Here is a 26,454-nt window from a genome sequence, read left to right on the forward strand (position 1 = left end):
GAGTTCTCTCTGATATGTTTAACTCCCGTTTAACAATCAAGGAGTATGGGGCAGCAGCCCGCAGTATGGATCGTCACCGACGTCATTTCAGCATCAGGCCTTTCAGCGCCTGCCTTTCTGGCATTTTTTGCCGCACCTTTTGTTTGCATTTTGTCGTTACGCCTGCATTATTTCTGGCGCCGAATAGCTATTCCTTAAGCAGGAGCTTGTCATGGAATTCTTAATGGACCCCTCGATTTGGGCGGGGCTACTCACGCTTGTCGTTCTTGAAATCGTGTTGGGTATCGATAACCTGGTTTTTATCGCCATTCTTGCCGATAAACTGCCGCCAAAACAACGTGATAAAGCACGTTTGTTGGGGCTGTCGCTGGCGCTGATCATGCGTCTGGGACTGTTATCGCTGATTTCATGGATGGTCACCCTGACCAAACCGCTATTTACCGTGATGGATTTTTCCTTCTCCGGCCGCGATCTGATTATGTTGTTCGGGGGGATATTCTTGCTGTTTAAAGCGACAACGGAGCTGCATGAACGGCTGGAAAACCGCGATCATGATTCTGGTCATGGCAAAGGCTATGCCAGTTTCTGGGTGGTCGTAACACAGATTGTCATCCTCGATGCCGTCTTTTCGCTGGATGCGGTGATTACTGCAGTAGGGATGGTCAACCATCTGCCGGTGATGATGGCGGCGGTGGTGATTGCAATGGCGGTCATGTTACTGGCGTCGAAGCCGCTGACGCGATTCGTTAACCAGCATCCAACGGTAGTGGTGCTCTGTCTGAGCTTCCTGTTAATGATTGGTCTGAGTCTGGTAGCAGAAGGTTTTGGTTTCCACATTCCGAAAGGTTACCTGTATGCCGCGATTGGCTTCTCGATCATTATCGAAGTATTTAACCAAATTGCGCGCCGTAACTTTATTCGTCACCAGTCGACTTTACCGCTGCGTGCACGTACTGCCGATGCCATCCTGCGTTTGATGGGCGGTAAACGTCAGGCGAATGTTCAGCATGATGCGGATAACCCGATGCCGATTCCCGTGCCGGAAGGCGCGTTTGCCGAAGAAGAGCGATACATGATTAACGGTGTACTGACACTGGCGTCGCGCTCTCTGCGCGGAATTATGACGCCGCGCGGCGAAATCAGCTGGGTTGACGCTAACCTTAGTGTCGATGAAATCCGTGAGCAGTTGCTTTCTTCGCCACATAGCCTGTTCCCGGTATGTCGCGGTGAACTGGATGAAATCATCGGCATCGTGCGTGCGAAAGAATTGCTGGTGGCACTGGAAGAGGGCGTTGATGTAGCGGCGATTGCTTCGGCGTCTCCGGCGATTATCGTTCCGGAAACCCTCGATCCGATCAACCTGTTGGGCGTGCTGCGTCGTGCTCGCGGTAGTTTTGTTATCGTTACCAACGAGTTTGGTGTGGTGCAAGGTCTGGTTACGCCTCTGGATGTGCTGGAAGCCATTGCCGGTGAGTTCCCGGACGCTGATGAAACGCCGGAAATTATTACCGACGGCGACGGTTGGCTGGTAAAAGGTGGTACAGACCTCCACGCCTTACAGCAGGCGCTTGATGTTGAGCACCTTGCCGATGACGATGATATCGCGACGGTCGCAGGCCTGGTGATTTCTGCAAATGGTCACATCCCGCGTGCTGGCGATGTGATTAACGTAGGGCAGTTGCATATCACCATTGTTGAAGCTAACGATTATCGTGTTGATCTGGTTCGCATTGTTAAAGAGCAACTGGCGCACGACGAAGACGAATAATCATTAACGAAATGGCATAACGGGCGTGATATGTCCATTATGCCGGGCGGGCGGCGGTTGGCTGCCCGCCAGCCATTTTGGGAAATCACGCAGCGGCATTGGTTGCGCGTACAAATACCCTTGTAAAATATGCACCCCATGACGGCGTAAATATTTTGCCTGTTCTTGCGTTTCTACGCCCTCCGCCACCAGTTCAATATTCAGCCTTTGCCCCAACGCAATGATGATATCGGTTACCGTCGAGTTAACCGCGTCTGAACCAATTGCAGCGGTGAATGACTTATCAATTTTCAGGACGTCAGGGCGTAACGTTTCCAGCCAGGAAAACGAACTGTTGCCGGTGCCGAAATCATCAATCGCCAGTTTGACGTTTTTACGATGCAGTTCGCGGGCAATCCGATAATCAACATCCAGTAGGGCATCGCGCTCGGTTATTTCAAGGATAAGTTGCTGAATCGGGTGAGCACTGAACCAGTACTGATTAAGATCTTTCAACAGCACGCCACGGCGAAAATGGCTGGGAGCGACGTTGATCCCAATGTGAAACTGGCTGCTCATTGGAAAAACGTGGATTTGACGGATGGTTTCCATCATCACATAACGGGTAAGCGGCGCTATCAGGTGATGTTCTTCCGCAATAGGGATAAACACATCCGGCGAGATCCAACCCTGACGAGGATTATTCCAGCGCAGCAATATCTCTACGCCAATACATTGCTGACTACGTGCGTTTAGTAAAGGTTGACAGAATAGCTCGAACTCATGTTGCGCGAGGCCAAGATTAATTTCGCGCGAAAAACTCATTCTGTGTGCGGTTGCCAGCCATGCAACATAACCCACCAGTAAACTCAACAGTACCGCCAGCGGGAGCTGGCTGGGAAGATGGTGCAACGCCAGTTCCGTCGCACCAGGTCCGCTGACGCTAATGGTAAAAGGAAAATTCTGCGATGAAACCTGGTAACGCTCATTGCCATTAAGCGGAGGTAAAGAATCAACCAGGCCGTCATTATAGAGTAAATGGCGATCGGCCACCGTCAGGCTGGCGTTTCTGATTTGCGGCAACTGCGGTTCCAGCAACATCGTCGTCAATAGCTCAATGTTGATCATCTCCAGAACGCCATCACCGCTATGTGATGGCGAGGGATACCACTGGATCAGCACTGGGCTACCTTTAATCAACACGCGATCGGTGGTAAGACGCAGAAGAGCCTGTGGGGCAGGCAAATCGGCCTGGATATCATGAACAGGGACATTTCGATAGCCAAAGATACTGGAGCAATAGAGCGTACCGTTTTGAACCAGGCCAATAGAACGCACGGTTTGCAGTTTGGCGGCCTGCTTGCGTAGAGGCAAATGAGTAACTGAGCACGGGAGGCCAATCAACGGAAGTAAAAGCTCGCGTCCTTCCTGAAGGGGTTGTAAGACTTTATCCAGCTCTTCAACAGCGTGATTGGCGAAGAGGATCACCCGCTGTTGATTTAAGTTACGCTGTGAAATAAACCGCACGCTTAGTGTCGCCACAAGCGTAAAGAGTGCGCAAATTGTACAAACAATCATTCGATTACGGCGATAGGTTTTAATGATCCGTTGTGCTTTTTGCATGCGGGCCGCCCTGTAAGCGCATGGCAACAAACGCCTGACGCAACAGTGGAAGTGTAGTGGGGAAATTTACAGCAGACGAGAAAGCGGGAGAAATTCGCCCATCCGTTGCAGATGGGCGAAAGAAAAGTATTAGTCACACTGGACTTTAATTGCCAGACCGCCGCGAGAGGTTTCACGGTATTTGGCGTTCATGTCTTTACCCGTTTCGTACATTGTCTCGATGACCTTATCCAGCGAGACGCGCGGTGCACTGGTGCGGCGTAAGGCCATGCGTGCGGCATTGATCGCTTTCACAGAGGCAATGGCGTTACGTTCAATGCACGGCACCTGAACCTGACCCGCAACCGGGTCACAAGTCAGACCAAGGTTGTGTTCCATGCCAATTTCCGCCGCCACGCAAACCTGTTCCGGGCTACCGCCCAACAGTTCTGCAAGACCCGCAGCAGCCATTGAACAGGCAACACCCACTTCGCCCTGACAACCTACTTCAGCACCGGAAATAGAGGCGTTCATTTTATACAAAGCGCCAATTGCCCCGGCCGCCATAAAATAGCGGGTATAGATGTCCGGGCTGACCGATTCAATAAAGTGGTCATAGTAAGCCAGCACTGCCGGAACGATGCCACACGCACCGTTGGTTGGTGCAGTTACCACTCGACCACCCGCAGCGTTTTCTTCGTTTACCGCCAGCGCAAACATATTTACCCAGTCGATGACATTCATCGGATCGTTAGACAGTTTATCGCTGGAAACCAGCATCCGGCGCAGGGCAGACGCACGGCGCGGAACACGCAGCGGGCCAGGCAATACGCCTTCGGTATTCATCCCGCGATCAATACATGCCTGCATGGTTTGCCAGACATGAGCAAAATATTCATCGATCTCTTTTTTGCTGTGCAGCGCCAGTTCGTTTTGCATTGCCAGGCCGGAAAGGGAATAGCCGGTTTCATTGCAGTACGCCAGCAGCTCGGTGGCGGATTTGAACGGATACGGCACGCTCACGTCGTTTGCGGCATCCTGACCAAAATGTTCTTCATCGACGATAAAGCCGCCGCCGATGGAATAATAAGTTTTGCTGTAGACGACTTCATCGCCGTTATAAGCGTGGATTTGCATACCGTTTTCATGCAACGGCAGGTTGCCGTTATGAAAACGCATTCCGTTGTCACGCGGAAAATCCACTTCATGCCGACCCTGCGCCAGCAGCAGGCGTTCGCGCTCTTCTACGTCGCGAATAAAACCGGGAATACTGTCGATATCCACGGTGGCAGGTTCGTTACCTGCAAGACCCATAATAATGGCGATATCGGTATGGTGGCCTTTACCCGTCAGCGACAGTGAACCATAAACGTCCACGGCAACGCGGGTAACGCTATCCAGTAAGCCTTTTTCGACCAGATCATCGACGAACTGTTTACCTGCCTTCATAGGCCCTACGGTATGGGAAGATGAGGGGCCAATCCCCACCTTAAACATGTCGAATAGACTAATCACGATAATACTCCTGACAAGGTGACTGGACTTCCAGTAACGAACTAATAACAACGCATAGTGTAAGAGGGAACGCGGCGACAGGCTTAACTATTCACATGAATTAAACTAATCAAAAACCGCGATTTAACTAATATTGCGATGATTGTCTCAAGTAGTGTTTTGTAGATGTAAAGATAAGTATAGTCAGGATTTCACACCAATTTGCAGCGCCAGCTCACGAATTATGCCTGCGGTCATTCCCCATACAAAATACTGTTCGTACCAGGAAAGCCATACCCGATGTGAATCACCACGGCGGTAGATATCTAACGGGTGATAACGACCCAGATGTAATGCCTGGGCGAGCGGCATTTCAAACACTGCGGAAACTTCATCTTCACTGGCGCGATAAGGTAAATCAGGCGGGATAATGCCGACCACTGGCGTTACCTGGTAGCCAGTTACGCTATCGACAGGCGGCAGCACACCGATAACTTCTACGGCGGAAGGGGGAATAGCGACCTCTTCTTCAGCTTCGCGCAGCGCGGCGGCGATCACTGACACATCAGTGTCATCGACAGCACCACCAGGAAACGCCACCTGTCCGGCGTGTTTGCGCAGATGAATAGAACGCTGTGTGAGCAATAACCCCGGCTGCGATCGGCGAACGATGGGGATTAACACGGCAGCCTGACGATGATTTAAGGTTTCCCGGTTTATTTGCGGGCGCAAAAGTTGAAAGCGCGATAAAAAATCATCAAGCGTCAGGCTACGGTAGTCCACGTCTTACTTCTCCAGTTGGCGTAATATCCTATTAACTTTATCAAAAGTTTCCTGATATTCCGCTTCTTCCTGACTATCGGCGACAATACCGCCGCCCGCAGAACAGTAAATTTGACCGTTAATGGCAGTCAGCGTGCGGATGGTGATGCTGGTATCCATATTGCCACAGAAGCTCAAATAGCCAATGCTTCCGCACCAGGCGTTGCGTCGCTGCGGTTCCAGTTCATCGATAATTTCCATTGCCCGTACTTTCGGTGCTCCGGTGATTGAGCCTCCGGGAAAAGCCGCGCGCAGCAGATTGCTGGCATGAAGTTGTTCAGGTAGTTGAGCCGTAATGGTGCTCACCAGGTGGTGCACAGCGGGAAAAGGTTCCACCACAAACAGTTCCGGCACTTTGACTGAACCTGGCACAGCAACGCGACCAATATCATTACGCATTAAATCAACAATCATCAGGTTTTCAGCGCGATCTTTTGGCGAGTTCGCCAGTTTTTCTGCCTGTTTGCTATCTTCCTGAGGATCGGGCAGACGCGGCAGTGTGCCTTTAATCGGACGGGTCTGGATCTCACCGTCATCACAAAGAATAAAACGCTCTGGCGAGAGGCTTAAAATTGTGCCTTGTTCCAGGCGCAGGAAGGCACTAAACGGCGCGTGATTGGCCTGATTAAGCTGAACGAATGCCTGCCATTCATCACCGCAATAGGTAGCCTGAAAACGCTGGGCGAGATTCACCTGGTAACAGTCGCCACTGTGCAGATAATCCTGCACCTGACGAAATTTTTCGCCATACTGTTCGCGGTTCATATTAGATTGCCAGGCAGAGGTTAGTGCAAAATCGCCCTGTGGTGTGATTTGCTGGTTTTCCAGCCAGGCCAGACGGGCATTGACATCATCATGACTCAGCAAAGAAACAGTCTGGCGCTGGTGGTCGACAATCAGTGTCCAGTCGTAGATACCTACCGCCATATCAGGCAGGTCGATATCTCTCTGCGCCACTTCTGGCAGTGACTCAAAACGGCGACCCAGATCGTAACCAAATAAACCCAGCGCGCCACCCTGAAATGGCAAATCATCGTTATGCGACGGGTGAATGTTTGCACGCTCCAGCGCCTGCTGTAGTACTGTTAACGGATCGTCAGTGGTTGTTGTGCGGGTTTCTCCTTTACACACAACAGTTTCACTGCCGTAAGTTGTTAAGGTGCAAATCGGGTCTGCCACCACAATATCAAAGCGGCTATACGGATGATCGGCATAGCCAGAGTGCAAAAGCATCGCCCACGGCAGGTGGTTTAAGCGGGCAAAATAAAATTCAGCGGCGTCCTGACGCCAGGGTAAAGTAATCACAGCGGGAGATAACGTCTTCATCAGTCCTGACTCTACTGGCTATGTGCCGGGTAGCATGAAATAATTAGCGCCAACAATTTAGCAGGAGTTAACAATGTTTGCAGGTTTACCTTCACTCACCCATGAACAGCAGCAAAAAGCCGTTGAGCGTATTCAGGAACTGATGGCACAGGGGATGAGCAGCGGTCAGGCAATCGCACTGGTAGCCGAAGAGTTACGCGCCAACCATTCCGGCGAGCGGATCGTGGCGCGTTTTGAGGATGAAGACGAGTAATACTATGTTGGTTTTAACAGGGCGCATTATGACAAGCGAACCATTTGGCCCGTAGCGTTTGAACCAGAAAATTGTGGGGCTGTACTGGTTGAATGAATTAAGCAGTGTTTTTGATGGTTAGAAAAAAGGACGCTTTTCTGTGATAAAAAAGCGTCCTGGCTCATTTTTGTTGGTAGAGATTTAACTTATACCAGTGCTTTGAGCTCTTCCTGCATATAAGAGGAGAAGTATTCTGGATTTTTAATCACCACGCGTTCACCAGACTCCATTTTTTTTGCCCATCCCACCATTTTTTCCGTGAATCCAGGATTCCAGCCTTCCTGTTCGGCTCGCGCAGTAATATCGGCGGCACTTGCGGGTACTCCCAGTTCTTTCAAATATTTAAATATTCCCTTCGCCGTACTTTCATTCATAGAGCTGGGGGTTGGTGTTGATATATCCATGGCACCAATAAAATCCAGGGCTTTATCTATTACAGCAGGCATATTCTTGTCCTTAAATTAACCACGTGATCGATAAGGCTATATATGACATTAAATTGCGCCTAATATCAAAAGGATTATAACGATATCTCATTAGTTAACCTGTTGACATTCAGGTATTTTAAAGGTAGCAGGTCATGGCGGGTTATCTAGTGATGTGCCGAAAATTAACAGCGAATCGTAGTGCCCCAGCCAGATTGTTCAGGTAATGAAGGACAAGAAAGAAAAGCAGCGTAAGTTAATCGAGTGATTAACATAATGGTTTGGTTTTTGCGATTAATATCATTTTTGTATAAATACAATAGGAATCATAAAAATAAATTATCAGCCGGGGTGCTACCCATCTAAAGTAAGATCTTAAGCACTGGCCGATTTGTTCATAATCGACCAGTTTTCCGATAAATTATCGTGTGATTTTTGCCTTGATATAATTATCTTCCGGAATTAGACCGCCGCAATAATTTTAATTTCAACTTTATACTTCGGGTTCATCAAACCCGCTTGTACCGTGCAGCGCACCGGCGCATGACCCGCGACAACCCAGGCATCCCACGCTTTATTCATCGCCGCGAAGTCGTTTTTATCGGCCAGGAAAATGGTGGCATCCAGAATGCTCGATTTATTGCTGCCCTGTTTTTCCAGCACGGCGTCAATCTGCGCCAGCGTGTTGGCGGTTTGCTCAAAGGCATCGGCGTCGAGGTTTTCCGGTACACCAGTGTAGTAGAGCGTATTGTTGTGGATTACTACATCAGACCAGCGGGCTTCAGCATCGATACGAACGATAGTCATCATTTTGTCCTCATTATCCTTCCATTTTCGTGCTGCAAAGACTGCCACAATGTGAGGTCGCCGTCACCACTTCAACTGGCGAAAGCGCCCTCATCCTGACATAATCCCTGTTCAAATCAACAGGGGGTAGTGTGACGGACGATTTTGCACCAGACGGTCAGCTGGCGAAAGCGATACCAGGCTTTAAGCCGCGAGAACCACAGCGACAGATGGCGGTAGCCGTCACCCAGGCGATAGAAAAAGGCCAGCCGCTGGTGGTGGAAGCAGGAACCGGTACAGGCAAAACCTACGCTTATCTTGCCCCTGCGCTGCGGGCGAAAAAGAAAGTCATTATCTCGACCGGCTCTAAAGCATTGCAGGATCAGCTCTACAGCCGCGATTTGCCGACGGTGGCAAAGGCGTTGAAATACACGGGCAACATGGCGTTGCTGAAAGGGCGCTCAAACTATCTCTGCCTCGAACGTCTCGAACAGCAGGCGCTGGCGGGCGGCGATCTGCCGGTACAAATTTTAAGCGATGTGATCCTGCTACGCTCCTGGTCTAATCAAACCGTCGATGGTGATATCAGCACCTGCGTTAGCGTGGCGGAAGATTCACAGGCGTGGCCGTTGGTCACCAGCACCAACGATAACTGCCTCGGCAGCGACTGCCCGATGTATAAAGATTGCTTTGTGGTCAAAGCACGCAAAAAAGCGATGGATGCCGATGTGGTGGTGGTAAACCATCATCTCTTTCTGGCGGATATGGTGGTTAAAGAGAGTGGATTTGGCGAGTTGATCCCGGAAGCGGACGTCATGATCTTCGACGAAGCCCACCAGCTACCGGACATTGCCAGCCAGTATTTTGGTCAGTCACTCTCCAGTAGACAACTGCTCGACCTGGCAAAAGACATCACTATCGCCTACCGCACCGAATTAAAAGACACCCAGCAGTTACAAAAGTGCGCTGACCGTCTTGCCCAGAGTGCGCAGGATTTTCGTCTGCAACTCGGTGAGCCAGGTTATCGCGGTAACCTGCGTGAGCTGTTAGCTAATCCGCAAATTCAGCGGGCATTTTTACTGCTCGATGACACCCTGGAACTTTGTTATGACGTGGCGAAACTGTCACTGGGGCGTTCCGCCTTGCTGGATGCGGCATTTGAGCGCGCCACGTTGTATCGTACACGGCTGAAGCGGCTAAAAGAGATCAATCAGCCGGGCTACAGCTACTGGTACGAATGCACTTCGCGCCATTTTACTCTGGCTCTCACACCGCTCAGCGTGGCGGATAAATTCAAAGAGTTAATGGCGCAAAAGCCCGGTAGCTGGATCTTCACCTCAGCAACGCTGTCGGTGAACGACGATCTGCATCATTTCACCTCGCGGCTTGGGATAGAACAGGCGGAGTCGTTGCTATTGCCAAGCCCGTTTGATTACAGCCGCCAGGCGTTACTCTGTGTGCCGCGCAACCTGCCGCAAACCAATCAACCGGGTTGTGCACGGCAACTGGCGGCAATGCTGCGACCGATCATCGAAGCTAACAACGGTCGTTGCTTTATGCTTTGTACCTCGCACGCCATGATGCGCGATCTGGCTGAGCAGTTCCGCGCTACCATGACGCTTCCCGTATTGTTGCAGGGGGAAACCAGCAAAGGGCAACTGTTGCAGCAATTTGTCAGTGCCGGTAACGCGCTTCTTGTGGCGACCAGCAGTTTCTGGGAAGGGGTGGACGTGCGTGGCGATACATTGTCATTGGTGATTATCGACAAGTTGCCGTTTACCTCACCGGATGACCCGCTGTTAAAAGCGCGCATGGAAGATTGCCGTTTGCGCGGTGGCGACCCGTTCGATGAAGTGCAACTACCAGATGCCGTCATTACTCTCAAACAGGGAGTAGGGCGACTGATTCGCGACGCCGACGATCGTGGCGTGCTGGTGATTTGTGACAATCGGCTGGTGATGCGCCCTTACGGTGCGACGTTCCTCGCCAGCCTCCCGCCCGCACCGCGTACCCGTGACATTGCTCGTGCGGTTCGTTTCCTTGCGATACCATCCTCCAGGTAATTTGTTATTGAGTATGGTATGATGCGCGCCTTTTTATTGATCTAAGCACGAAGACCCATGCGAATTCTGGCTATCGATACCGCGACAGAGGCCTGCTCTGTCGCCCTGTGGAACGACGGTACTGTCAACGCTCATTTTGAGCTTTGCCCTCGTGAACATACTCAACGAATCTTACCGATGGTGCAGGATATCCTGACCACCAGCGGAACTTCCCTGACTGACATAAACGCTCTGGCTTACGGACGTGGCCCTGGTAGCTTTACCGGCGTGCGCATCGGTATTGGTATTGCGCAGGGGCTGGCGCTTGGCGCAGAGGTGCCGATGATTGGCGTCTCCACGCTAATGACGATGGCGCAAGGGGCGTGGCGCAAAAACGGCGCTACCCGCGTGCTGGCAGCCATTGACGCGCGAATGGGCGAAGTTTACTGGGCCGAATATCAGCGTGATGAACACGGTGTCTGGCACGGTGAAGAAACCGAAGCCGTACTCAAACCCGAACTCGTTCATGAACGAATGCAACAGCTTTCCGGCGAATGGGTGACGGTAGGGACGGGCTGGCAAGCCTGGCCGGATCTCGGTAAAGAGAGCGGGCTGGTTTTGCGCGATGGCGAAGTGTTACTACCCGCTGCGGAAGATATGCTGCCGATTGCTTGTCAGATGTTTGCCGAGGGTAAAACGGTGGCGGTGGAACATGCCGAACCGGTTTATTTACGTAACAACGTCGCATGGAAGAAACTTCCGGGCAAAGAATGAATCTTAAGAGTATGCCCTGAGAAAAAAAGGAGTCGCATCATGGCGGTTCAAAAGAATGTTATCAAAGGCATACTGGCAGGTACGTTTGCGCTAATGCTGAGCGGTTGTGTCACTGTGCCGGACGCCATTAAAGGCAGCAGTCCCACGCCGCAACAAGATTTAGTTCGGGTTATGAGTGCGCCGCAGCTGTACGTTGGTCAGGAGGCACGCTTTGGTGGCAAAGTGGTTGCGGTACAAAACCAGCAAGGGAAAACCCGCCTGGAAATTGCCACCGTACCACTGGACAGCGGAGCCAGACCGACGCTGGGAGAACCTTCTCGCGGTCGCATTTATGCCGATGTGAACGGTTTTCTGGACCCGGTGGATTTCCGTGGACAACTGGTTACGGTAGTCGGGCCAATCACCGGTGCGGTTGACGGCAAAATCGGCAATACGCCCTATAAATTTATGGTGATGCAAGTTACGGGTTACAAACGTTGGCATTTAACCCAGCAGGTGATTATGCCGCCTCAGCCGATTGATCCATGGTTTTATGGCGGTCGTGGCTGGCCCTATGGCTACGGCGGATGGGGCTGGTATAATCCCGGTCCCGCGAGAGTACAAACAGTTGTAACTGAATAATTGCTTGTTTTTAAAGAAAAAGAAACAGCGGCTGGTCCGCTGTTTCTGCATTCTTACGGTAAAGATAAAAATAAATAGTGACGCGCTTCGCAACCTTTTCGTTGGGTAATTATCAAGCTGGTATGATGAGTTAATATTATGTTAACGGCATGTATATCATTTGGGGTTGCGATGACGACGAACACGCATTTTAGAGGTGAAGAATTGAAGAAGGTTTGGCTTAACCGTTATCCCGCGGACGTTCCGACGGAGATCAACCCTGACCGTTATCAATCTCTGGTAGATATGTTTGAGCAGTCGGTCGCGCGCTACGCCGATCAGCCTGCGTTTGTGAATATGGGGGAGGTGATGACCTTCCGCAAGCTGGAAGAACGCAGTCGCGCGTTTGCCGCTTATTTGCAACAAGGGTTGGGGCTGAAGAAAGGCGATCGCGTTGCGTTGATGATGCCTAATTTATTGCAATATCCGGTGGCGCTGTTTGGCATTTTGCGTGCCGGGATGATCGTCGTAAACGTTAACCCGTTGTATACCCCACGCGAACTAGAGCATCAGCTCAACGACAGCGGCGCATCGGCGATTGTCATCGTGTCTAACTTTGCCCATACCCTGGAAAAAGTGGTCGATAAAACCGCCGTCCAGCACGTTATTCTGACCCGTATGGGCGATCAGCTATCTACGGCAAAAGGCACGGTAGTCAATTTCGTTGTTAAATACATCAAGCGTCTGGTGCCGAAATACCATCTGCCAGATGCCATTTCATTTCGTAGCGCCCTGCACAACGGCTACCGGATGCAGTACGTCAAACCCGAACTGGTGCCGGAAGATTTAGCTTTCCTGCAATACACCGGCGGCACCACAGGTGTGGCGAAAGGCGCGATGCTGACTCACCGCAATATGCTGGCGAACCTGGAACAGGTCAACGCCACCTATGGGCCGTTGCTGCATCCAGGTAAAGAACTGGTAGTAACGGCACTGCCGCTCTATCACATTTTTGCACTGACCATTAACTGCCTGCTGTTTATCGAACTCGGCGGGCAGAACCTGCTTATCACTAACCCACGTGATATTCCGGGGCTGGTGAAAGAGCTGGCGAAATATCCGTTTACCGCTATCACTGGCGTTAACACCTTGTTCAATGCGTTGCTGAACAATAAAGAGTTCCAGCAGCTGGATTTCTCCAGTCTGCACCTTTCCGCAGGCGGTGGGATGCCTGTTCAGCAAGTGGTGGCAGAACGTTGGGTGAAACTGACCGGACAGTATCTGCTGGAAGGTTATGGCCTGACCGAGTGCGCGCCGCTGGTCAGCGTTAACCCGTATGATATTGATTATCATAGCGGTAGCATCGGTTTGCCGGTGCCATCGACGGAAGCCAAACTGGTGGATGACGACGACAACGAAGTACCACCGGGTCAACCGGGTGAGCTTTGCGTCAAAGGACCGCAGGTGATGCTGGGTTACTGGCAGCGTCCGGATGCTACCGATGAGATCATCAAAAATGGCTGGTTACACACAGGCGACATTGCGGTGATGGATGAAGAAGGATTCCTGCGCATTGTCGATCGTAAAAAAGACATGATTCTGGTTTCCGGTTTTAACGTCTATCCCAACGAGATTGAAGATGTCGTCATGCAGCATCCTGGCGTACAGGAAGTCGCGGCTGTTGGCGTACCTTCCGGCTCCAGTGGTGAAGCGGTGAAAATCTTCGTAGTGAAAAAAGATCCATCGCTTACCGAAGAGTCACTGGTGACCTTTTGCCGCCGTCAGCTCACGGGCTACAAAGTACCGAAGCTGGTGGAGTTTCGTGATGAGTTACCGAAATCTAACGTCGGAAAAATTTTGCGACGAGAATTACGTGACGAAGCGCGCGGCAAAGTGGACAATAAAGCCTGAGCGTTAAGTCAGTCGTCAGACGCCGGTTAATCCGGCGTTTTTTTTGACGCCCACTAAAGAGAATACAATTTGAATTACCAAATGATTACCACGGACGATGCGCTGGCTTCTTTGTGTGAAGCCGTCCGTGCCTTTCCGGCGATAGCCCTGGATACTGAATTTGTTCGTACGCGCACCTATTACCCACAACTGGGGTTGATTCAACTTTTCGATGGCGAGCATCTGGCGCTAATCGATCCACTCTGGATCACCGACTGGTCACCGCTGAAAGCGATCCTGCGCGATCCTTCCATCACCAAATTTCTCCATGCGGGCAGTGAAGATCTGGAAGTGTTCCTCAATGTCTTTGGTGAATTACCACAACCCCTGATTGACACGCAAATCCTCGCCGCATTCTGCGGACGCCCGATGTCATGGGGTTTTGCCTCCATGGTGGAAGAGTATTCCGGCGTTACGCTGGACAAGAGTGAATCGCGCACCGACTGGCTCGCCAGACCGCTAACCGAACGTCAGTGCGAATACGCGGCGGCGGATGTCTGGTATCTGTTACCGATCACCGCAAAACTGATGGTTGAAACCGAAGCCTCTGGCTGGCTACCTGCGGCGCTGGATGAATGTCGCCTGATGCAAACTCGTCGTCAGGAGGTCGTTGCGCCGGAAGATGCCTGGCGTGATATCACCAATGCCTGGCAGCTACGTACACGTCAGTTGGCCTGTTTGCAACTGTTAGCCGACTGGCGACTGCGCAAGGCGCGGGAGCGCGATCTGGCGGTGAACTTTGTCGTGCGTGAAGAACATTTGTGGTCGGTAGCGCGTTATATGCCAGGGAGTCTGGGCGAACTGGACAGTCTGGGCTTATCCGGTAGTGAAATTCGCTTCCACGGTAAAACGCTGCTGGCGCTGGTAGAGAAAGCGCAGGCATTGCCGGAAGAGGCCTTACCGCAGCCAATGCTTAACCTGATGGATATGCCCGGTTATCGCAAAGCGTTTAAAGCGATTAAGTCGCTGATTACTGACGTGAGCGAAACGCACAAGATCAGCGTCGAATTGCTGGCATCGCGTCGGCAAATCAACCAACTGCTGAACTGGCACTGGAAATTAAAACCGCAGAACAATTTGCCTGAGCTGATTTCCGGCTGGCGTGGTGAGTTGATGGCGGAAGCATTACATAATTTATTGCAGGAATATCCGCAGTAAAACGTTCGTAAGCCGGACAAGGCGCAACCAGCGCCGCATCCGGCTTCGGATAAACTACAAATCCAACACCAGTCGTTTACCCTTCGCGCGCGAACAACAGATCAACATACTCTGCTGGCTGGCGCGCTCTTCATCGCTAAAATACTGGTCCCGATGATCGGCTTCACCTTCCAGAATTGCTGTTTCACAGGTTCCGCATACCCCTTCACGACATAAACATTCCACTTTTGCCGCTTTGTTATTTTCAATGACCTGCAAAATGGTCATCTCTTCTGGTACTACAAACTCTTTCCCGGAACGGGCGAGTACCAGCGTAAAGGCATCGCCGGTTTTGTCTTCAATAGCAAATTGTTCAAAGTGTAGCGTGTCGGAGGCGATACCCAGACGCGCTGCTTCACTTCTCACCGCGTCATTCAGAGCCTCGGGGCCACAGGTATAAATGTGTGTGCCTGGGGCGACATCCGCCAATAATCGCACTAATTCGAGTCGCGTTCCGATCGATGAGTGATGAAAATGAATCTTATCAGTCTGCGGATGTTGGTTTAATTCATCACGAAACGCGCAACTTTCTGGACTCCGCGAACAATAATGTAACTGCCAGTCGACGTCCGTGTGTTGCAACTCTGCCAGATGCGACAGGAAAGGGGTGATACCAATACCGCCCGCGATAAACAGATGCTTTCGAGCCGAGGGAACCAGAGCAAACAGGTTATTGGGTGTCGAGATGGTCAATTGATCGCCCGCTTTTACCTGCTGATGCAAAAAGCGTGAACCGCCGCGCGAGTTTTCTTCCAGCCGAACGGCAATCTGATAACAAGAGGTGTCGATCGGCGAACTTAGTAGTGAATAAGCATTGCTGTACTGGTTATCATCATCGCTCATCTGCACAATGATGTGACTTCCGCCGGTGAACGCAGGCAGCGGTTTGCCATCGGTTGTCACCAGCGTGAAGCATTTCACCTGTTCGGTAAGCGGTTCAACCTGGCTCACCTGTACTTCAAACATTTGATAGTCTGACATTGCTGTACTCCATCAAAAATCAGCCCGGCGGCGGAAAATACCGCCGCCGATGTCATTAGTCCTTAAACACCTGCGCCAGCAGATTATGGAAATGGGCGATACCGTGTTCGGAAATTCCGCTACCGCTACTGTCGGTCATGATGCGCCCCTGACCACGATAGCCACGCGATTTCAGCCCTTTCTGCACGCTTTCAACCAGACGTAAATCTTCCGGGCGGAACACATCGCGATACCACTCAATCAGCGATTTTTGCTCGTCGGTTAGCTCTTCATTGGTGAAGTAGATATCGTAGTTTTGTAGGGTAGTTTCAGAATCCACCGGAAATTCATAAATGACCGTCATCATCCCTTTGATTGGCGTGACGTTCAGCATAGTGCACGGCCACAGCCAGAAACCGTGGAACGCAGCGTCTGTACCTTCTTCAAATTTAAAAGACTGCTCGGACGGTTTGGCGAAACCGTATTGCAGCGTCCAGTTGCCGTGCATGGTGTGCCAGTAACGATCAACCTGAACGGAGTCTGAGAAATCTGGATGCGCCGGACCACAGTGATAGCATTCGAGATAGTTATCGACAATGTTCTTCCAGTTGGCAGGCGTACGGGTAGTAAAACGAGCCGCCAGTTTCAGGTCGTGGACTTCCGGGCAGGCTTCCAGCACTTTTGCCGCCAGGCCTGGTAGCTGATCTTCTACGCTGGTGGCGTTGGGATCCATGTTGATGAAGACGAATCCGGCATATTCTTCCAGACGCACCGGAACCAGTTGCGCTTTGTCGCTATCGAAATTGGCGACGTTTTCACAGTTACGCGCATGGGCCAGGTTGCCATCGAGTTTGAATGCCCAGGCGTGATACGGGCAGGTAATCACATTTTTCGCTTTCCCTTCACCGCTCAATAACTGATGGCCACGGTGCGGGCAAACGTTATAGAACGCGCGCAAAACCTTATCACGACCGCGTACCAGCACGATGCTTTCGCCAATGATCTCACGCGTTACGTAATCATTGGCATTCGCCAGTTCGCTACTGTGAGCGACGCAAATCCAGCTTTTGGCAAAGACGTTCTCTTTTTCGTGTTCAAAGGCGTTCTGATCGGTATAAAAACGGGCAGGAATGGTCCACGCCTCTTGCGGGTTAGCGCAAAAATTTCCGGGTAGTACAAAGTCAGGGCTCAGATTGCTCATAGGGATACCTTTATCGTTAGGATGATGGCGCTCAGTTGTCGCCTTTGAATACGGTTCCCGCAGGGAGCACTGGCGTTTTTTCCGGGGCTTCAACCGGTGTCTGCGGGAGATAATGTTCAATTTGATGAGCCGGAATATCGGCGTAATCCTGTTTCAGCCAGCGAATAAATCCGCCCACTTTCACCAGTAAAATGACGAGGAAGGGAAGGGCTGTAAGTACCACGGTGGTTTTCATGGTTTCCAGCGATGCACCGGTGAACAGAATTGAAAGCGGGATCAGGGTGATTACCACGCACCAGAACAGACGCAGGCCACGGTCTGGATCATCACCTTCCTGAAGATTCCGCGTGCTGGTCGCTGCCATGGTGTAGGCCACTGCATCCATATGCGAGGCGAGGAAAATAATCATCACGCCCAGATAAGCGGCGAGGAACAATTTACCGGCTGGCAACGACATCAGAACTTGTTGAACGGCCGTTTCACCGCCCAACGTTTCCAGCACCTGCGGAACGTTGATTATCCCTTTGATAAACTGATGAATAGCAAAACTTTCCATCACGCCGAAGAAGAACCAGCAGCCGACGGTGCTACCGAGGATCAGCCCCCAGATAACTTCTTTGATCTTACGACCACGTGATACGCGGGTGACGAACATTGCCACGCCGGGGGTGTAAGAGATCCACCAGAGCCAGTAGAAAACGGTCCAGTTGCGGGTAAATGAGCCATCGCCAAGCGGATCGGTGAATAAGCTCATCTGTAAGAAGTTTTGTGTGGTCAGGCCGATGGCATTGATGATGCTGTTAGTAATAAATTCGGTTGGACCGACAATCAAAACCAGCAATGGCAGCAGGAATGCGCCCCAGCCGACCATTTTGCTCAGACGTTGTAAACCGTTGTTGATACCTATCCACGAACTAAGGCAAAAAATGCCGCCGGAAAGCAGGATCACAAATGCCTGCACGGTGAAGTTATCCGGCAAACCGGTCAGCGCGGAAAGCCCACGGGTAAAGGTTGCCGCCGTCACCACCAGAGAAATGGTCAGCGCGCCGACAGTGGCGATCAGAAACATCAAATCGACCAGTTTTCCCCATGGGCCTTGCGGGCGAACACCGGTAATGGCAGCAATAATGCCGGAAAGACTCAGACCTTTATTTTTCCGCACATGAAAGTGGTAAGCCATGATTAATGAGGCCAGCGTATAAGTTGCCCAGGCGCTGATGCCCCAGTGGAAAAAGGAGTAGGGAACGCTAAATTCCAGTGCCTGCTGTGAACGCGGCACGATATTTAAACCAGGCGTTTGATAATAATAGGCCCACTCCGCTACGCCCCAATAAAGCGTGGAGGAACCTAATCCGGCACAAATAAACATAAACAGCCAGGAGAGCGTACTGTATTCCGGCTTACCTTCGCCAAGACGAATATTGCCATATTTGCTGGTGGCTAAATAAATTACCAGCCCCATTGCCAGCAAAACTAATACCTGTACGGCGGAACCCAGCGTGCGGGTAACTAAACTGTATATTGCGTTGGCCGCGTCGGCCGACTGTTGCGGAAAAAGGCTTAATGTGGCTGCGATGAAAAGAATGGCCACCAGGCTGATGCTAATCAGTGGCAAATCTTTTTTCTTAACATTGCTCATCATGAGTCATCTCCTGGGCATAAAAGCCCGTCGCTGGCTTTTGCCAGTTGTAATTATTTGCAGGGTAATGAACTTTTTGTTGTGGTTAACAAATTGATTATTTGCATGTTACATAAATTAAACAATTAAGAATACGGAAAGCCATAAAACACGGAACGGAAACAATAAAAGGTGAAATGACGCAGGTTATTTACTGTAAAGAACGAATAAAAAAACCGCGTCAGTGACGCGGTTCAAATAAACTGGTTCGACCTTAACGCAAAATAATTTTGCAAATCGCGTCGGCAACCTGTGGCGTGGTGGCATTACCTTTCATATCGGGTGTTTTCGGCCCGTGAGCAATCACTTCTTCAATCGCTGCCAGAATGCCGTTGTGCGCTTGCTGGAAACGCTCATCGCCATTGCCGAGAAAATCGAGCATCATTGCACCGGCCCAAATTGTGGCGATAGGGTTAGCAATATTTTTACCGTAGATATCCGGCGCGGAACCGTGGACAGGCTCGAAGAGCGACGGGAAAGTGCGTTCCGGATTCAGGTTGGCGGATGGGGCAATGCCGATGGTGCCGGTGCAGGCCGGGCCAAGATCGGAAAGAATATCGCCAAATAAATTAGACGCTACCACCACATCAAAGCGTTCCGGTTGCATCACAAAGCGCGCACAGAGAATATCAATATGCTGCTTGTCCCAGCGGATTTCCGGGTAATTTTCTGCCATTGCTTCTACTCGCTCATCCCAGTACGGCATACTAATGGCTAAACCGTTAGATTTCGTGGCAGAAGTCAGGGTTTTGCGCGGGCGGCTTTGTGCCAGCTCAAAAGCATATTGCAAAATGCGATCGACGCCACGGCGGGTAAATACCGATTCCTGAATGACAACTTCATGTTCCGTTCCTTCATTCAGTCGACCGCCCAGAGACGAGTATTCGCCTTCCGTATTTTCGCGCACCACGTAAAAATCGATGTCGCCAGGCTGTTTACCCGCCAGTGGGCAGGGAACGCCGGGAAAGAGGCGTACCGGGCGCAGGTTGACGTACTGATCAAACTCGCGGCGAAATTTCAGCAGCGATCCCCATAACGAAATATGGTCCGGAACGGTATCCGGCCAGCCGACGGCACCAAAGTAGATAGCGTCGAAACCGCTGAGTTGTTCATGCCAGTCGTCCGGCATCATTTTGCCGTGATGGCTGTAATACTCGCAGCTTGCCCACTCCATCTGCTCAAAACTTAAGGCAAAGCCCCAGCGTTCAGCAGCAGCCTGTAACACACGAATCCCTTCAGGAAGGACTTCTTTGCCAATCCCGTCTCCAGGGATCGCAGCAATACGCATCGTTTTCATCATTAGGTTCTCACTTCCTGATCAGCAAAATTGACAACTCCACCATCCTATAATTGACTGATCAGGAATTAATCCCCGCAACTGGTGAAACATAAAACACGAATCATGAATAATTTACCGCTGCTGAACGATTTGCGCGTCTTTATGCTGGTGGCTCGCCGGGCTGGTTTTGCCGCCGTGGCGGAAGAATTAGGCGTTTCACCGGCCTTCGTCAGCAAGCGCATCGCCTTGCTGGAGCAAACTCTGAACGTGGTGCTATTACACCGCACCACCCGTCGCGTCACCATTACCGAGGAAGGTGAGCGGATTTATGAATGGGCGCAGCGGATTTTGCAGGATGTCGGGCAGATGATGGATGAGCTTTCCGACGTGCGCCAGGTGCCGCAGGGAATGCTGCGTATTATCAGCAGTTTTGGTTTTGGACGGCAGGTGGTAGCTCCGGCACTGTCAGCACTGGCGAAGGCGTATCCGCAACTGGAGTTACGTTTTGATGTGGAAGACCGGTTGGTCGATTTGGTCAATGAAGGGGTCGATCTGGATATTCGTATTGGCGACGACATTGCACCTAACTTAATTGCCCGTAAACTGGCGACCAATTACCGTATTCTCTGCGCGTCGCCGGAGTTTATTGCGCGATATGGTGCACCGAAACATTTAACGGATCTTTCTGCGTTACCCTGCCTGGTCATAAAAGAGCGCGATCATCCGTTTGGTGTCTGGCAATTGCGCAATAAAGAGGGGCACCATGCCATTAAAGTCACCGGACCGATGTCGTCTAATCATGGTGAAATTGTCCATCAGTGGTGTCTCGATGGACAAGGGATTGCGCTGCGCTCCTGGTGGGACGTTAGTGAAAATATTGCCAGTGGACATCTGGTACAGGTTTTACCTGAATATTATCAGCCAGCAAATGTCTGGGCTGTTTATGTCTCAAGGTTGGCGACATCCGCAAAAGTAAGGATTACGGTAGAGTTTTTGCGCCAGTATTTTGCAAATCATTACCCGAATTTTTCACTGGAATGAGCGCCATTTTTTACTCTATTCTCAGGTTATTGTCAGGTTAAAACCTGATTTTCTCCTTTCTAAGCCGTTGCGGATTGGTTAGCATATTCACCTTTAATCGCGCATGATCCAAAGAGAATTAAAGAGGTTAACGTGTTCGCAGAATATGGGGTTCTGAATTACTGGACCTATCTGGTTGGGGCCATTTTTATCGTGCTGGTGCCAGGGCCGAATACCCTGTTTGTGCTTAAAAATAGCGTTAGCAGTGGAGTGAAAGGCGGTTATCTTGCGGCCTGTGGTGTATTTATTGGTGATGCAGTATTGATGTTTCTGGCGTGGGCCGGTGTAGCAACCTTAATTAAGACCACACCGATATTATTCAATATTGTACGTTATCTTGGCGCGTTTTATTTACTCTATCTGGGGAGTAAAATTCTTTACGCTACCCTGAAGGGTAAAAATAGCGAGGCCAAATCAGATGAACCTCAATATGGCGCTATTTTCAAGCGCGCGTTAATTTTGAGTCTGACCAATCCGAAAGCCATTTTGTTCTATGTGTCGTTTTTCGTACAGTTTATCGATGTTAATGCGCCACATACGGGGATTTCATTCTTTATTCTGGCGACAACTCTGGAACTGGTAAGCTTCTGTTATTTGAGCTTCCTGATTATTTCTGGTGCTTTTGTCACGCAGTACATTCGAACCAAAAAGAAACTGGCTAAAGTGGGCAACTCGCTGATTGGCCTGATGTTTGTGGGTTTTGCCGCACGACTGGCGACGCTGCAGTCCTGATGCTTTCAGCCCGCGATGCTGCGGGCTTCCCTCCTGAAATACATCTATATTTCGCCTGGATGACGTTAAAAAGTAACCAATAAATGGTATTTAAAATGCAAATTATCAGGCGTACCCTGAAACGGCTGGAATAAATGGTTTTCAGCATATTTACCGAAGGAGGGAAAAAAATGCTGCAAATCCCACAAAATTACATTCATACGCGCTCAACACCTTTCTGGAATAAACAAACTGCGCCTGCCGGAATATTCGAACGTCATCTTGATAAAGGAACGCGTCCGGGTGTTTATCCACGCCTGTCCGTTATGCATGGGGCGGTCAAATATCTCGGCTACGCCGATGAACACAGCGCAGAACCTGATCAGGTGATCCTCATCGAAGCAGGTCAATTCGCAGTGTTCCCGCCGGAAAAGTGGCACAATATTGAAGCCATGACTGACGATACTTATTTCAACATCGACTTCTTCGTTGCTCCTGAAGTCCTGATGGAAGGTGCAAAACAACGGAAAGTCATTCATAGCGGGAAATGAATTATGGGCAAAGCAACGTATACCGTAACCGTCACCAATAACAGTAATGGCGTTTCTGTCGATTACGAAACAGAGACGCCGATGACATTACTGGTGCCAGAAGTGGCGGCCGAAGTGATAAAAGATCTCGTCAATACCGTGCGTTCTTATGACACGGAAAATGAACATGATGTGTGTGGTTGGTAATTATTGCTAATGTAGATGGCGCTAATTCTGCGCCATCGTAAAAAAAATGCTCTGTGACACATATCACAATTCTTGCCTCTCTTATGTTGTGCTATGCTTTTTATCAGCGACTAACCCGCTAATGCAAAACAGATAAGTGAGGAAACAATGGGCATTCTGTCATGGATTATTTTTGGACTTATTGCCGGTATTCTGGCGAAGTGGATCATGCCTGGTAAAGATGGTGGTGGATTCTTTATGACCATCCTGCTGGGAATTATCGGTGCCGTAGTTGGTGGATGGATCAGTACACTGTTTGGTTTTGGCAAAGTCGATGGCTTCAACTTTGGTAGTTTTGTGGTTGCCGTGATTGGTGCGCTGGTCGTGCTGTTTATCTACAGAAAAGTCAAAAGTTAATACTGAAAAGCACAAAGGCTGCCTACAGGCAGCCTTTGCTATTTTTTCGACGCGGTATTACCACCATCCCAGCTCGGTGCCAAGAACGACAATAATCGCCACGCCCATCATAATAATCGTTGTTTTTTTCATCTTGATGCCCCTGGGGCCGCATAGCCGCCAATAAAAAACCACGCTAAAAATATGACTGCCGTAATAAAGATCACGACGGGAAAAACAATACCGATTCGCATGTTACCACCAAAGAAAAGGATGTGAATACGCCTCAGGAGTGCCTGTCTGAATGCGCGACAAAAGGGGGTTTCTGTTTGTGTTTTTTCTCCTGATACATCGCGATATCGGCAGCATGTAGGGCACTGTCTGCATCGGTGGTTTCAGGATCCACTTCTACTACGCCAAGACTGGCGCCAGGATAAAACAGATCAATATCACCCAGGTGATATTCTCCACGTATTTGCTGTTGGATACGCTCACGCAGTGACTGGATATCGGCATTTTCATTAGCCAGGGCAACGACCAAAAATTCATCGCCGCCGAGACGACCAATAATCTCGCCATTCTGATGTAGCCTGGTGAGGCGCTCGCCAACCTGAATAAGAAACAGATCGCCGCTATTGTGACCAAATCGGTCGTTGATTAATTTGAAGTTATCCAGGTCGATAAAAGCAATAATTGCCTTACGCTTCAGATGCCGAGCGAGGGAAAACAGCGTCGTCAGATTATCAAAAATCGCCCGCCGATTCGGTAGGCCGGTCAAAGAGTCGGTGTAAGATTGCGCAATCAGAGCGGCATTGGCTTCACGTAATTGCTCAACCAGCGCCTCTTTTTGAATATATTGTGCAATCAGTCCGGCGAATAGCTGCAAAACCTGCTCTGCGCGTTCACTCCACGGGCGCTTTTCACTGCTGGCGGCGCAAAGCGTGCCATAGAATGATCCATCCGGTAAGTGAATTGGTGTGCTCAGGAATGTGGTAATACCAAGATTGCGTGCCGCAATGCAGTCACCCCAACGGCCTGGAACTTCATCGCTGAAAAAACAGTTTTCATCAATGGCGCGTTTGCACAACGAGTAATCCCACGAGACGGTAAAATTCTCCGGGATGTGCATTTTCTGGCTGTTACGGGCAAACAGGATATGTTGCAGTCGCGCGTCAATATCCACCTTTGTCAAATAGGTCGATTCCATGTCGGTGACCATTTCCAGCATCTCCAGAAGTTGCCGAACCAGACTTTCCAGAGAATGTTCTGAGGCGAGTGACTGCGAGACGCGGGCAATAATCTGATCTGACACGAAAGAACTCCAGGATACGGCGGGTAAAATGCTGATTATTTAATCTTTGCAGGCATGATAAAACATCATCAAAGAAGATGAAACTAGCCGTAATATATTTTAAGTGAATGTAAAGGAAATAGTGCTGCAAAACAAAACGATACCGCGATACTCTAAGGTGTAGATAAACGTATGAGATCAACGAATGAAAATTATCAGTTTTACTCTGCCTTGCCTGTTAATTCTTGCGGGATGTTCAACCACTTCTCAACCCGACGCACCAAAACCGCCACATGTTGGGATGGCGAATCCGGCGTCGGTCTACTGCCAACAGAAAGGCGGTACGCTCATTCCCGTGCAGACATCGCAAGGGGTCAGCAACAATTGCAAATTACCGGGCGGTGAAACGATTGATGAATGGGCATTATGGCGACGGGATCATCCGGCGGGTGAAAAATAACCGCCGGATGCCAGGCTAAAATCACAAGCTTCGCAGCCAGTCGGCCAGCACCAGCGCATGGTTTTGCGTGGTATTTTTTGCCGAGTAGAGCAGGGTCAGCGGCTGTTTTTGGGCGATTTCCGCCAGCCGTTTCCCTTCTGGCTCGTGTTGCGCCAGTTCTGCAAGATATTGTTCGCGAAAGGTTTTAAAATCGATCACTTCGCCGTGAAAGGCTTTGCGCAGCTCCGTTGACGGCGTGATCTCTTTATCCCACTCATCAAGTGTTAAATCAGTTTTCTTGATACCACGCGGCCAGAGACGGTCGACCAGTACGCGATAACCATCGCTCTGTTCAGCCGGATCATAAACGCGTTTACACTGAATATTCATCGTGTTTGTTCTCCCTTTCACGCATGATTTGCATCGTCACTATAGCACCGGATATCAACGAATTTCTTTGTCTCTTCCGGCGCAAAGTCCAAAAATCGCCATCAGCAGTGAAAGAATTGCGACAACAATCAGTGGCGTGGACCAGTCACCGTTAGCATCGTGTATTTTGCCCATTAGCGGCGGCCCACAAGCTGCCAGCAGATACCCGACGGATTGTGCCATACCCGAAAGAGCAGCGGCCTGATGCGCAGAGCTTGCTCGCAGTCCGATAAACGTTAGTCCAAGTATCATTGTTGCCCCGGAACCAAAACCGAAAAGCAGAGTCCAGGTGACAGCGTGTGCTGGCATAAAGCAGAGCCCAACCGCACCCACTGCGCACATTAAGGCGACCAGAGCGGCAATACCGCGTTGATCTTTCACATGATGTAAGAAAAGTGGGATCAGCAAACCGGGAGCAGCAGTGGCTAATTGCAACAAACCATGCAGCGAACCTGCCTGTGCCTCGCTGTAGCCGTGACTGATGAGGATCGCCGGAAGCCAGCCGATAATCACGTAATAGACCAGTGAGTTGATCCCAAGAAACAATGTTACCTGCCAGGCAAGCGGTGAACGCCAGATACCCCGGGTATGTAAGGCGCGTGAGGTACTCAAATTCACATGTTGTTGATTACGCCATTGCGGCAGCCATATAAATAGAGCCAGCAGAGGAAAACACATCAGCATGAGCAACGCGCCCTGCCAGCCAAAACCGTTCAAAGCCAGCGGCACCACCAGAGCTGACCCCAGAGCCGCTGCAGCGCCCATCGTCAGGGAATATGCGCCGGTAAGTCTGGCGACGGAATGGGGAAAATCGCGTTTAATGAGACCTGGTAGCAAGACATTCCCTAATGCAATCCCACAGCCAATGATAATCGTACCGCCAAATAATAAGTAAGCCGAAGGAAGAGAGCGAATTGCTATGCCAGCACAAATCAAAAGTAATGCTGCCACCAGGCTGCGCTCTATACCAAAACGACGTGCCACCGACGCGGCAAGAGGAGATATCAGCGCAAAGGCTAATAAAGGTAAGGTCGTCAGTAACCCTGTTTGCGCCGTCGTCAGTGAGTAAGCGGAACGAATGGTATCCAGTAACGGTGCTGCGCCGGTGAAGGTGACGCGTAATGTAGTGGCAATCATCAGAATGCCAGCGATAAGGACAATCCTGTTTTTGCCGCTTAATGAAGTTGAACAGGTCATATGCTTCTCATTGTTACAAA

General features: G+C 50.4%; 29 protein-coding genes. 14 read left to right on the plus strand and 15 right to left on the minus strand.

Annotation, left to right across the window (positions count from 1 at the left end):
* The first annotated feature begins 65 nt into the window (after positions 1 to 65).
* Entirely contained in the window at positions 66 to 224 is a 159-nt protein-coding gene (locus WES_RS24655) for a protein YoaL (protein WP_272941839.1), read from the plus strand.
* Positions 212 to 1,768, plus strand: coding sequence for a CNNM family cation transport protein YoaE (gene yoaE / locus WES_RS12015; protein WP_016158121.1), 1,557 nt, complete (start codon positions 212 to 214; stop codon positions 1,766 to 1,768). Before WES_RS24655 ends, yoaE begins: the two co-directional genes overlap by 13 nt.
* Before the next feature lie 3 nt (positions 1,769 to 1,771).
* Here the strand turns inward: yoaE and WES_RS12010 are convergent, their stop codons facing one another.
* The 4 genes from WES_RS12010 to pabB form a co-directional block, all read right to left on the minus strand.
* On the minus strand, positions 1,772 to 3,370 hold the full coding sequence (locus WES_RS12010; RefSeq protein ID WP_016235191.1) for an EAL domain-containing protein: 1,599 nt from the start codon (positions 3,368 to 3,370) through the stop codon (positions 1,772 to 1,774).
* Positions 3,371 to 3,499: 129 nt separating this feature from the next.
* Entirely contained in the window at positions 3,500 to 4,864 is a 1,365-nt protein-coding gene (gene sdaA / locus WES_RS12005; RefSeq protein WP_000624293.1) for an L-serine ammonia-lyase, read from the minus strand.
* Between the two features lie 183 nt (positions 4,865 to 5,047).
* A complete protein-coding gene (locus WES_RS12000; RefSeq protein ID WP_000386575.1) occupies positions 5,048 to 5,626 on the minus strand; it encodes a CoA pyrophosphatase in 579 nt (192 codons plus the stop codon).
* 3 nt (positions 5,627 to 5,629) lie between these two features.
* Positions 5,630 to 6,991 (minus strand): aminodeoxychorismate synthase component 1, encoded by a 1,362-nt coding sequence (gene pabB / locus WES_RS11995; RefSeq protein WP_016158125.1) that lies wholly within the window; start codon positions 6,989 to 6,991, stop codon positions 5,630 to 5,632.
* Positions 6,992 to 7,064: 73 nt separating this feature from the next.
* On the opposite strand from pabB, the gene WES_RS11990 reads away from it, so the two are divergent.
* A complete protein-coding gene (locus WES_RS11990; protein ID WP_000457334.1) occupies positions 7,065 to 7,244 on the plus strand; it encodes a YoaH family protein in 180 nt (59 codons plus the stop codon).
* A gap of 185 nt (positions 7,245 to 7,429) precedes the next feature.
* Here the strand turns inward: WES_RS11990 and WES_RS11985 are convergent, their stop codons facing one another.
* Both WES_RS11985 and WES_RS11980 read right to left on the minus strand, forming a co-directional pair.
* The gene (locus WES_RS11985) at positions 7,430 to 7,729 is read right to left on the minus strand and encodes a DUF1889 family protein (protein WP_001111982.1); all 300 of its coding nucleotides are present in this window, start codon (positions 7,727 to 7,729) and stop codon (positions 7,430 to 7,432) included.
* Positions 7,730 to 8,170: 441 nt separating this feature from the next.
* A complete protein-coding gene (locus tag WES_RS11980; RefSeq protein WP_024165131.1) occupies positions 8,171 to 8,515 on the minus strand; it encodes a RidA family protein in 345 nt (114 codons plus the stop codon).
* A gap of 131 nt (positions 8,516 to 8,646) precedes the next feature.
* Between WES_RS11980 and WES_RS11975 the strand changes: the two genes are divergently transcribed.
* The 5 genes from WES_RS11975 to rnd all read left to right on the plus strand — a co-directional run bounded on the left by WES_RS11975 (position 8,647) and on the right by rnd (position 15,018).
* Entirely contained in the window at positions 8,647 to 10,557 is a 1,911-nt protein-coding gene (locus tag WES_RS11975; RefSeq protein WP_016235192.1) for a DNA repair helicase YoaA, read from the plus strand.
* Positions 10,558 to 10,614: 57 nt separating this feature from the next.
* On the plus strand, positions 10,615 to 11,310 hold the full coding sequence (gene tsaB, locus WES_RS11970) for a tRNA (adenosine(37)-N6)-threonylcarbamoyltransferase complex dimerization subunit type 1 TsaB (RefSeq protein WP_016158129.1): 696 nt from the start codon (positions 10,615 to 10,617) through the stop codon (positions 11,308 to 11,310).
* A 39-nt stretch (positions 11,311 to 11,349) separates the two neighbouring features.
* Complete coding sequence (yeaY, locus tag WES_RS11965; RefSeq protein WP_000290576.1) at positions 11,350 to 11,931, plus strand: Slp family lipoprotein YeaY; 582 nt, start codon at positions 11,350 to 11,352, stop codon at positions 11,929 to 11,931.
* A gap of 204 nt (positions 11,932 to 12,135) precedes the next feature.
* Positions 12,136 to 13,821, plus strand: coding sequence for a long-chain-fatty-acid--CoA ligase FadD (gene fadD, locus WES_RS11960; protein WP_000758422.1), 1,686 nt, complete (start codon positions 12,136 to 12,138; stop codon positions 13,819 to 13,821).
* A gap of 81 nt (positions 13,822 to 13,902) precedes the next feature.
* Positions 13,903 to 15,018 carry a ribonuclease D gene (gene rnd / locus WES_RS11955; protein ID WP_016158130.1) on the plus strand — a complete coding sequence of 372 codons (1,116 nt, stop codon included), beginning with the start codon at positions 13,903 to 13,905 and terminating at the stop codon, positions 15,016 to 15,018.
* Between the two features lie 54 nt (positions 15,019 to 15,072).
* Here the strand turns inward: rnd and yeaX are convergent, their stop codons facing one another.
* From yeaX to dmlA, 4 genes are all read right to left on the minus strand, one after another.
* A complete protein-coding gene (yeaX, locus tag WES_RS11950) occupies positions 15,073 to 16,038 on the minus strand; it encodes a carnitine monooxygenase reductase subunit YeaX (protein ID WP_016158131.1) in 966 nt (321 codons plus the stop codon).
* A 55-nt stretch (positions 16,039 to 16,093) separates the two neighbouring features.
* On the minus strand, positions 16,094 to 17,218 hold the full coding sequence (yeaW, locus tag WES_RS11945; RefSeq protein WP_016158132.1) for a carnitine monooxygenase, oxygenase subunit YeaW: 1,125 nt from the start codon (positions 17,216 to 17,218) through the stop codon (positions 16,094 to 16,096).
* A gap of 31 nt (positions 17,219 to 17,249) precedes the next feature.
* Entirely contained in the window at positions 17,250 to 18,860 is a 1,611-nt protein-coding gene (yeaV, locus tag WES_RS11940) for a BCCT family transporter YeaV (protein ID WP_016158133.1), read from the minus strand.
* Positions 18,861 to 19,110: 250 nt separating this feature from the next.
* Positions 19,111 to 20,196 carry a multifunctional D-malate/3-isopropylmalate/tartarate dehydrogenase gene (gene dmlA / locus WES_RS11935; RefSeq protein WP_000978479.1) on the minus strand — a complete coding sequence of 362 codons (1,086 nt, stop codon included), beginning with the start codon at positions 20,194 to 20,196 and terminating at the stop codon, positions 19,111 to 19,113.
* A 102-nt stretch (positions 20,197 to 20,298) separates the two neighbouring features.
* Between dmlA and dmlR the strand changes: the two genes are divergently transcribed.
* From dmlR to WES_RS11910, 5 genes are all read left to right on the plus strand, one after another.
* Positions 20,299 to 21,216, plus strand: a complete 918-nt coding sequence (gene dmlR / locus WES_RS11930; protein ID WP_016158134.1) for a DNA-binding transcriptional regulator DmlR — start codon at positions 20,299 to 20,301, stop codon at positions 21,214 to 21,216.
* 132 nt (positions 21,217 to 21,348) lie between these two features.
* Positions 21,349 to 21,987, plus strand: a complete 639-nt coding sequence (gene leuE, locus WES_RS11925; protein WP_000457214.1) for a leucine efflux protein LeuE — start codon at positions 21,349 to 21,351, stop codon at positions 21,985 to 21,987.
* Between the two features lie 170 nt (positions 21,988 to 22,157).
* Positions 22,158 to 22,517: a DUF1971 domain-containing protein YeaR gene (yeaR, locus tag WES_RS11920; RefSeq protein WP_000939314.1), complete on the plus strand. Its 360-nt coding sequence runs from the start codon at positions 22,158 to 22,160 to the stop codon at positions 22,515 to 22,517.
* A gap of 3 nt (positions 22,518 to 22,520) precedes the next feature.
* Positions 22,521 to 22,703, plus strand: a complete 183-nt coding sequence (locus WES_RS11915; RefSeq protein ID WP_000513737.1) for a DUF1869 domain-containing protein — start codon at positions 22,521 to 22,523, stop codon at positions 22,701 to 22,703.
* 147 nt (positions 22,704 to 22,850) lie between these two features.
* Complete coding sequence (locus tag WES_RS11910) at positions 22,851 to 23,099, plus strand: GlsB/YeaQ/YmgE family stress response membrane protein (RefSeq protein WP_000512152.1); 249 nt, start codon at positions 22,851 to 22,853, stop codon at positions 23,097 to 23,099.
* A 57-nt stretch (positions 23,100 to 23,156) separates the two neighbouring features.
* Here the strand turns inward: WES_RS11910 and yoaJ are convergent, their stop codons facing one another.
* The 3 genes from yoaJ to WES_RS11905 are packed head-to-tail and all read right to left on the minus strand — an operon-like array spanning position 23,157 to position 24,390.
* Positions 23,157 to 23,231, minus strand: a complete 75-nt coding sequence (gene yoaJ, locus WES_RS23600) for a protein YoaJ (protein ID WP_001386836.1) — start codon at positions 23,229 to 23,231, stop codon at positions 23,157 to 23,159.
* Positions 23,228 to 23,332 carry a YoaK family small membrane protein gene (locus tag WES_RS0121300; RefSeq protein ID WP_032147843.1) on the minus strand — a complete coding sequence of 35 codons (105 nt, stop codon included), beginning with the start codon at positions 23,330 to 23,332 and terminating at the stop codon, positions 23,228 to 23,230. The genes yoaJ and WES_RS0121300 overlap by 4 nt, the downstream gene beginning before the upstream one ends.
* A gap of 32 nt (positions 23,333 to 23,364) precedes the next feature.
* Positions 23,365 to 24,390 carry a sensor domain-containing diguanylate cyclase gene (locus WES_RS11905; protein ID WP_010349484.1) on the minus strand — a complete coding sequence of 342 codons (1,026 nt, stop codon included), beginning with the start codon at positions 24,388 to 24,390 and terminating at the stop codon, positions 23,365 to 23,367.
* Between the two features lie 184 nt (positions 24,391 to 24,574).
* Here WES_RS11905 and WES_RS11900 point away from each other — a divergent pair, with 184 nt between their 5' ends.
* Entirely contained in the window at positions 24,575 to 24,829 is a 255-nt protein-coding gene (locus tag WES_RS11900; RefSeq protein WP_000691925.1) for a putative hemolysin, read from the plus strand.
* 21 nt (positions 24,830 to 24,850) lie between these two features.
* On the opposite strand, the gene WES_RS11895 is transcribed toward WES_RS11900, so the two are convergent.
* Complete coding sequence (locus WES_RS11895; protein WP_010354172.1) at positions 24,851 to 25,198, minus strand: DUF488 domain-containing protein; 348 nt, start codon at positions 25,196 to 25,198, stop codon at positions 24,851 to 24,853.
* Positions 25,199 to 25,252: 54 nt separating this feature from the next.
* A complete protein-coding gene (gene nimT, locus WES_RS11890; RefSeq protein ID WP_016158135.1) occupies positions 25,253 to 26,434 on the minus strand; it encodes a 2-nitroimidazole transporter in 1,182 nt (393 codons plus the stop codon).
* Positions 26,435 to 26,454: the final 20 nt, after the last annotated feature.

The sequence above is a fragment of the Escherichia sp. KTE31 genome (genome assembly GCF_000407925.1).
GTDB lineage: Bacteria > Pseudomonadota > Gammaproteobacteria > Enterobacterales > Enterobacteriaceae > Escherichia > Escherichia ruysiae.

Excerpts from the sequence above, each read along its gene's own strand:
- pabB (WP_016158125.1), bottom strand. The coding sequence starts at position 6,991 with ATGAAGACGTTATCTCCCGCTGTGATTACTTTACCCTGGCGTCAGGAC.
- yeaX (WP_016158131.1), bottom strand. The coding sequence starts at position 16,038 with ATGTCAGACTATCAAATGTTTGAAGTACAGGTGAGCCAGGTTGAACCG.
- WES_RS11980 (WP_024165131.1), bottom strand. The coding sequence starts at position 8,515 with ATGACTATCGTTCGTATCGATGCTGAAGCCCGCTGGTCTGATGTAGTA.
- rnd (WP_016158130.1), top strand. The coding sequence starts at position 13,903 with ATGATTACCACGGACGATGCGCTGGCTTCTTTGTGTGAAGCCGTCCGT.
- nimT (WP_016158135.1), bottom strand. The coding sequence starts at position 26,434 with ATGACCTGTTCAACTTCATTAAGCGGCAAAAACAGGATTGTCCTTATC.
- dmlR (WP_016158134.1), top strand. The coding sequence starts at position 20,299 with ATGAATAATTTACCGCTGCTGAACGATTTGCGCGTCTTTATGCTGGTG.
- yoaE (WP_016158121.1), top strand. The coding sequence starts at position 212 with ATGGAATTCTTAATGGACCCCTCGATTTGGGCGGGGCTACTCACGCTT.
- WES_RS11895 (WP_010354172.1), bottom strand. The coding sequence starts at position 25,198 with ATGAATATTCAGTGTAAACGCGTTTATGATCCGGCTGAACAGAGCGAT.
- WES_RS0121300 (WP_032147843.1), bottom strand. The coding sequence starts at position 23,332 with ATGCGAATCGGTATTGTTTTTCCCGTCGTGATCTTTATTACGGCAGTC.
- WES_RS11900 (WP_000691925.1), top strand. The coding sequence starts at position 24,575 with ATGAAAATTATCAGTTTTACTCTGCCTTGCCTGTTAATTCTTGCGGGA.
- WES_RS11915 (WP_000513737.1), top strand. The coding sequence starts at position 22,521 with ATGGGCAAAGCAACGTATACCGTAACCGTCACCAATAACAGTAATGGC.
- WES_RS11910 (WP_000512152.1), top strand. The coding sequence starts at position 22,851 with ATGGGCATTCTGTCATGGATTATTTTTGGACTTATTGCCGGTATTCTG.
- yeaV (WP_016158133.1), bottom strand. The coding sequence starts at position 18,860 with ATGATGAGCAATGTTAAGAAAAAAGATTTGCCACTGATTAGCATCAGC.
- yeaY (WP_000290576.1), top strand. The coding sequence starts at position 11,350 with ATGGCGGTTCAAAAGAATGTTATCAAAGGCATACTGGCAGGTACGTTT.
- tsaB (WP_016158129.1), top strand. The coding sequence starts at position 10,615 with ATGCGAATTCTGGCTATCGATACCGCGACAGAGGCCTGCTCTGTCGCC.
- WES_RS11985 (WP_001111982.1), bottom strand. The coding sequence starts at position 7,729 with ATGCCTGCTGTAATAGATAAAGCCCTGGATTTTATTGGTGCCATGGAT.
- yeaW (WP_016158132.1), bottom strand. The coding sequence starts at position 17,218 with ATGAGCAATCTGAGCCCTGACTTTGTACTACCCGGAAATTTTTGCGCT.
- WES_RS12010 (WP_016235191.1), bottom strand. The coding sequence starts at position 3,370 with ATGCAAAAAGCACAACGGATCATTAAAACCTATCGCCGTAATCGAATG.
- WES_RS11990 (WP_000457334.1), top strand. The coding sequence starts at position 7,065 with ATGTTTGCAGGTTTACCTTCACTCACCCATGAACAGCAGCAAAAAGCC.
- yeaR (WP_000939314.1), top strand. The coding sequence starts at position 22,158 with ATGCTGCAAATCCCACAAAATTACATTCATACGCGCTCAACACCTTTC.
- dmlA (WP_000978479.1), bottom strand. The coding sequence starts at position 20,196 with ATGATGAAAACGATGCGTATTGCTGCGATCCCTGGAGACGGGATTGGC.
- WES_RS24655 (WP_272941839.1), top strand. The coding sequence starts at position 66 with ATGGATCGTCACCGACGTCATTTCAGCATCAGGCCTTTCAGCGCCTGC.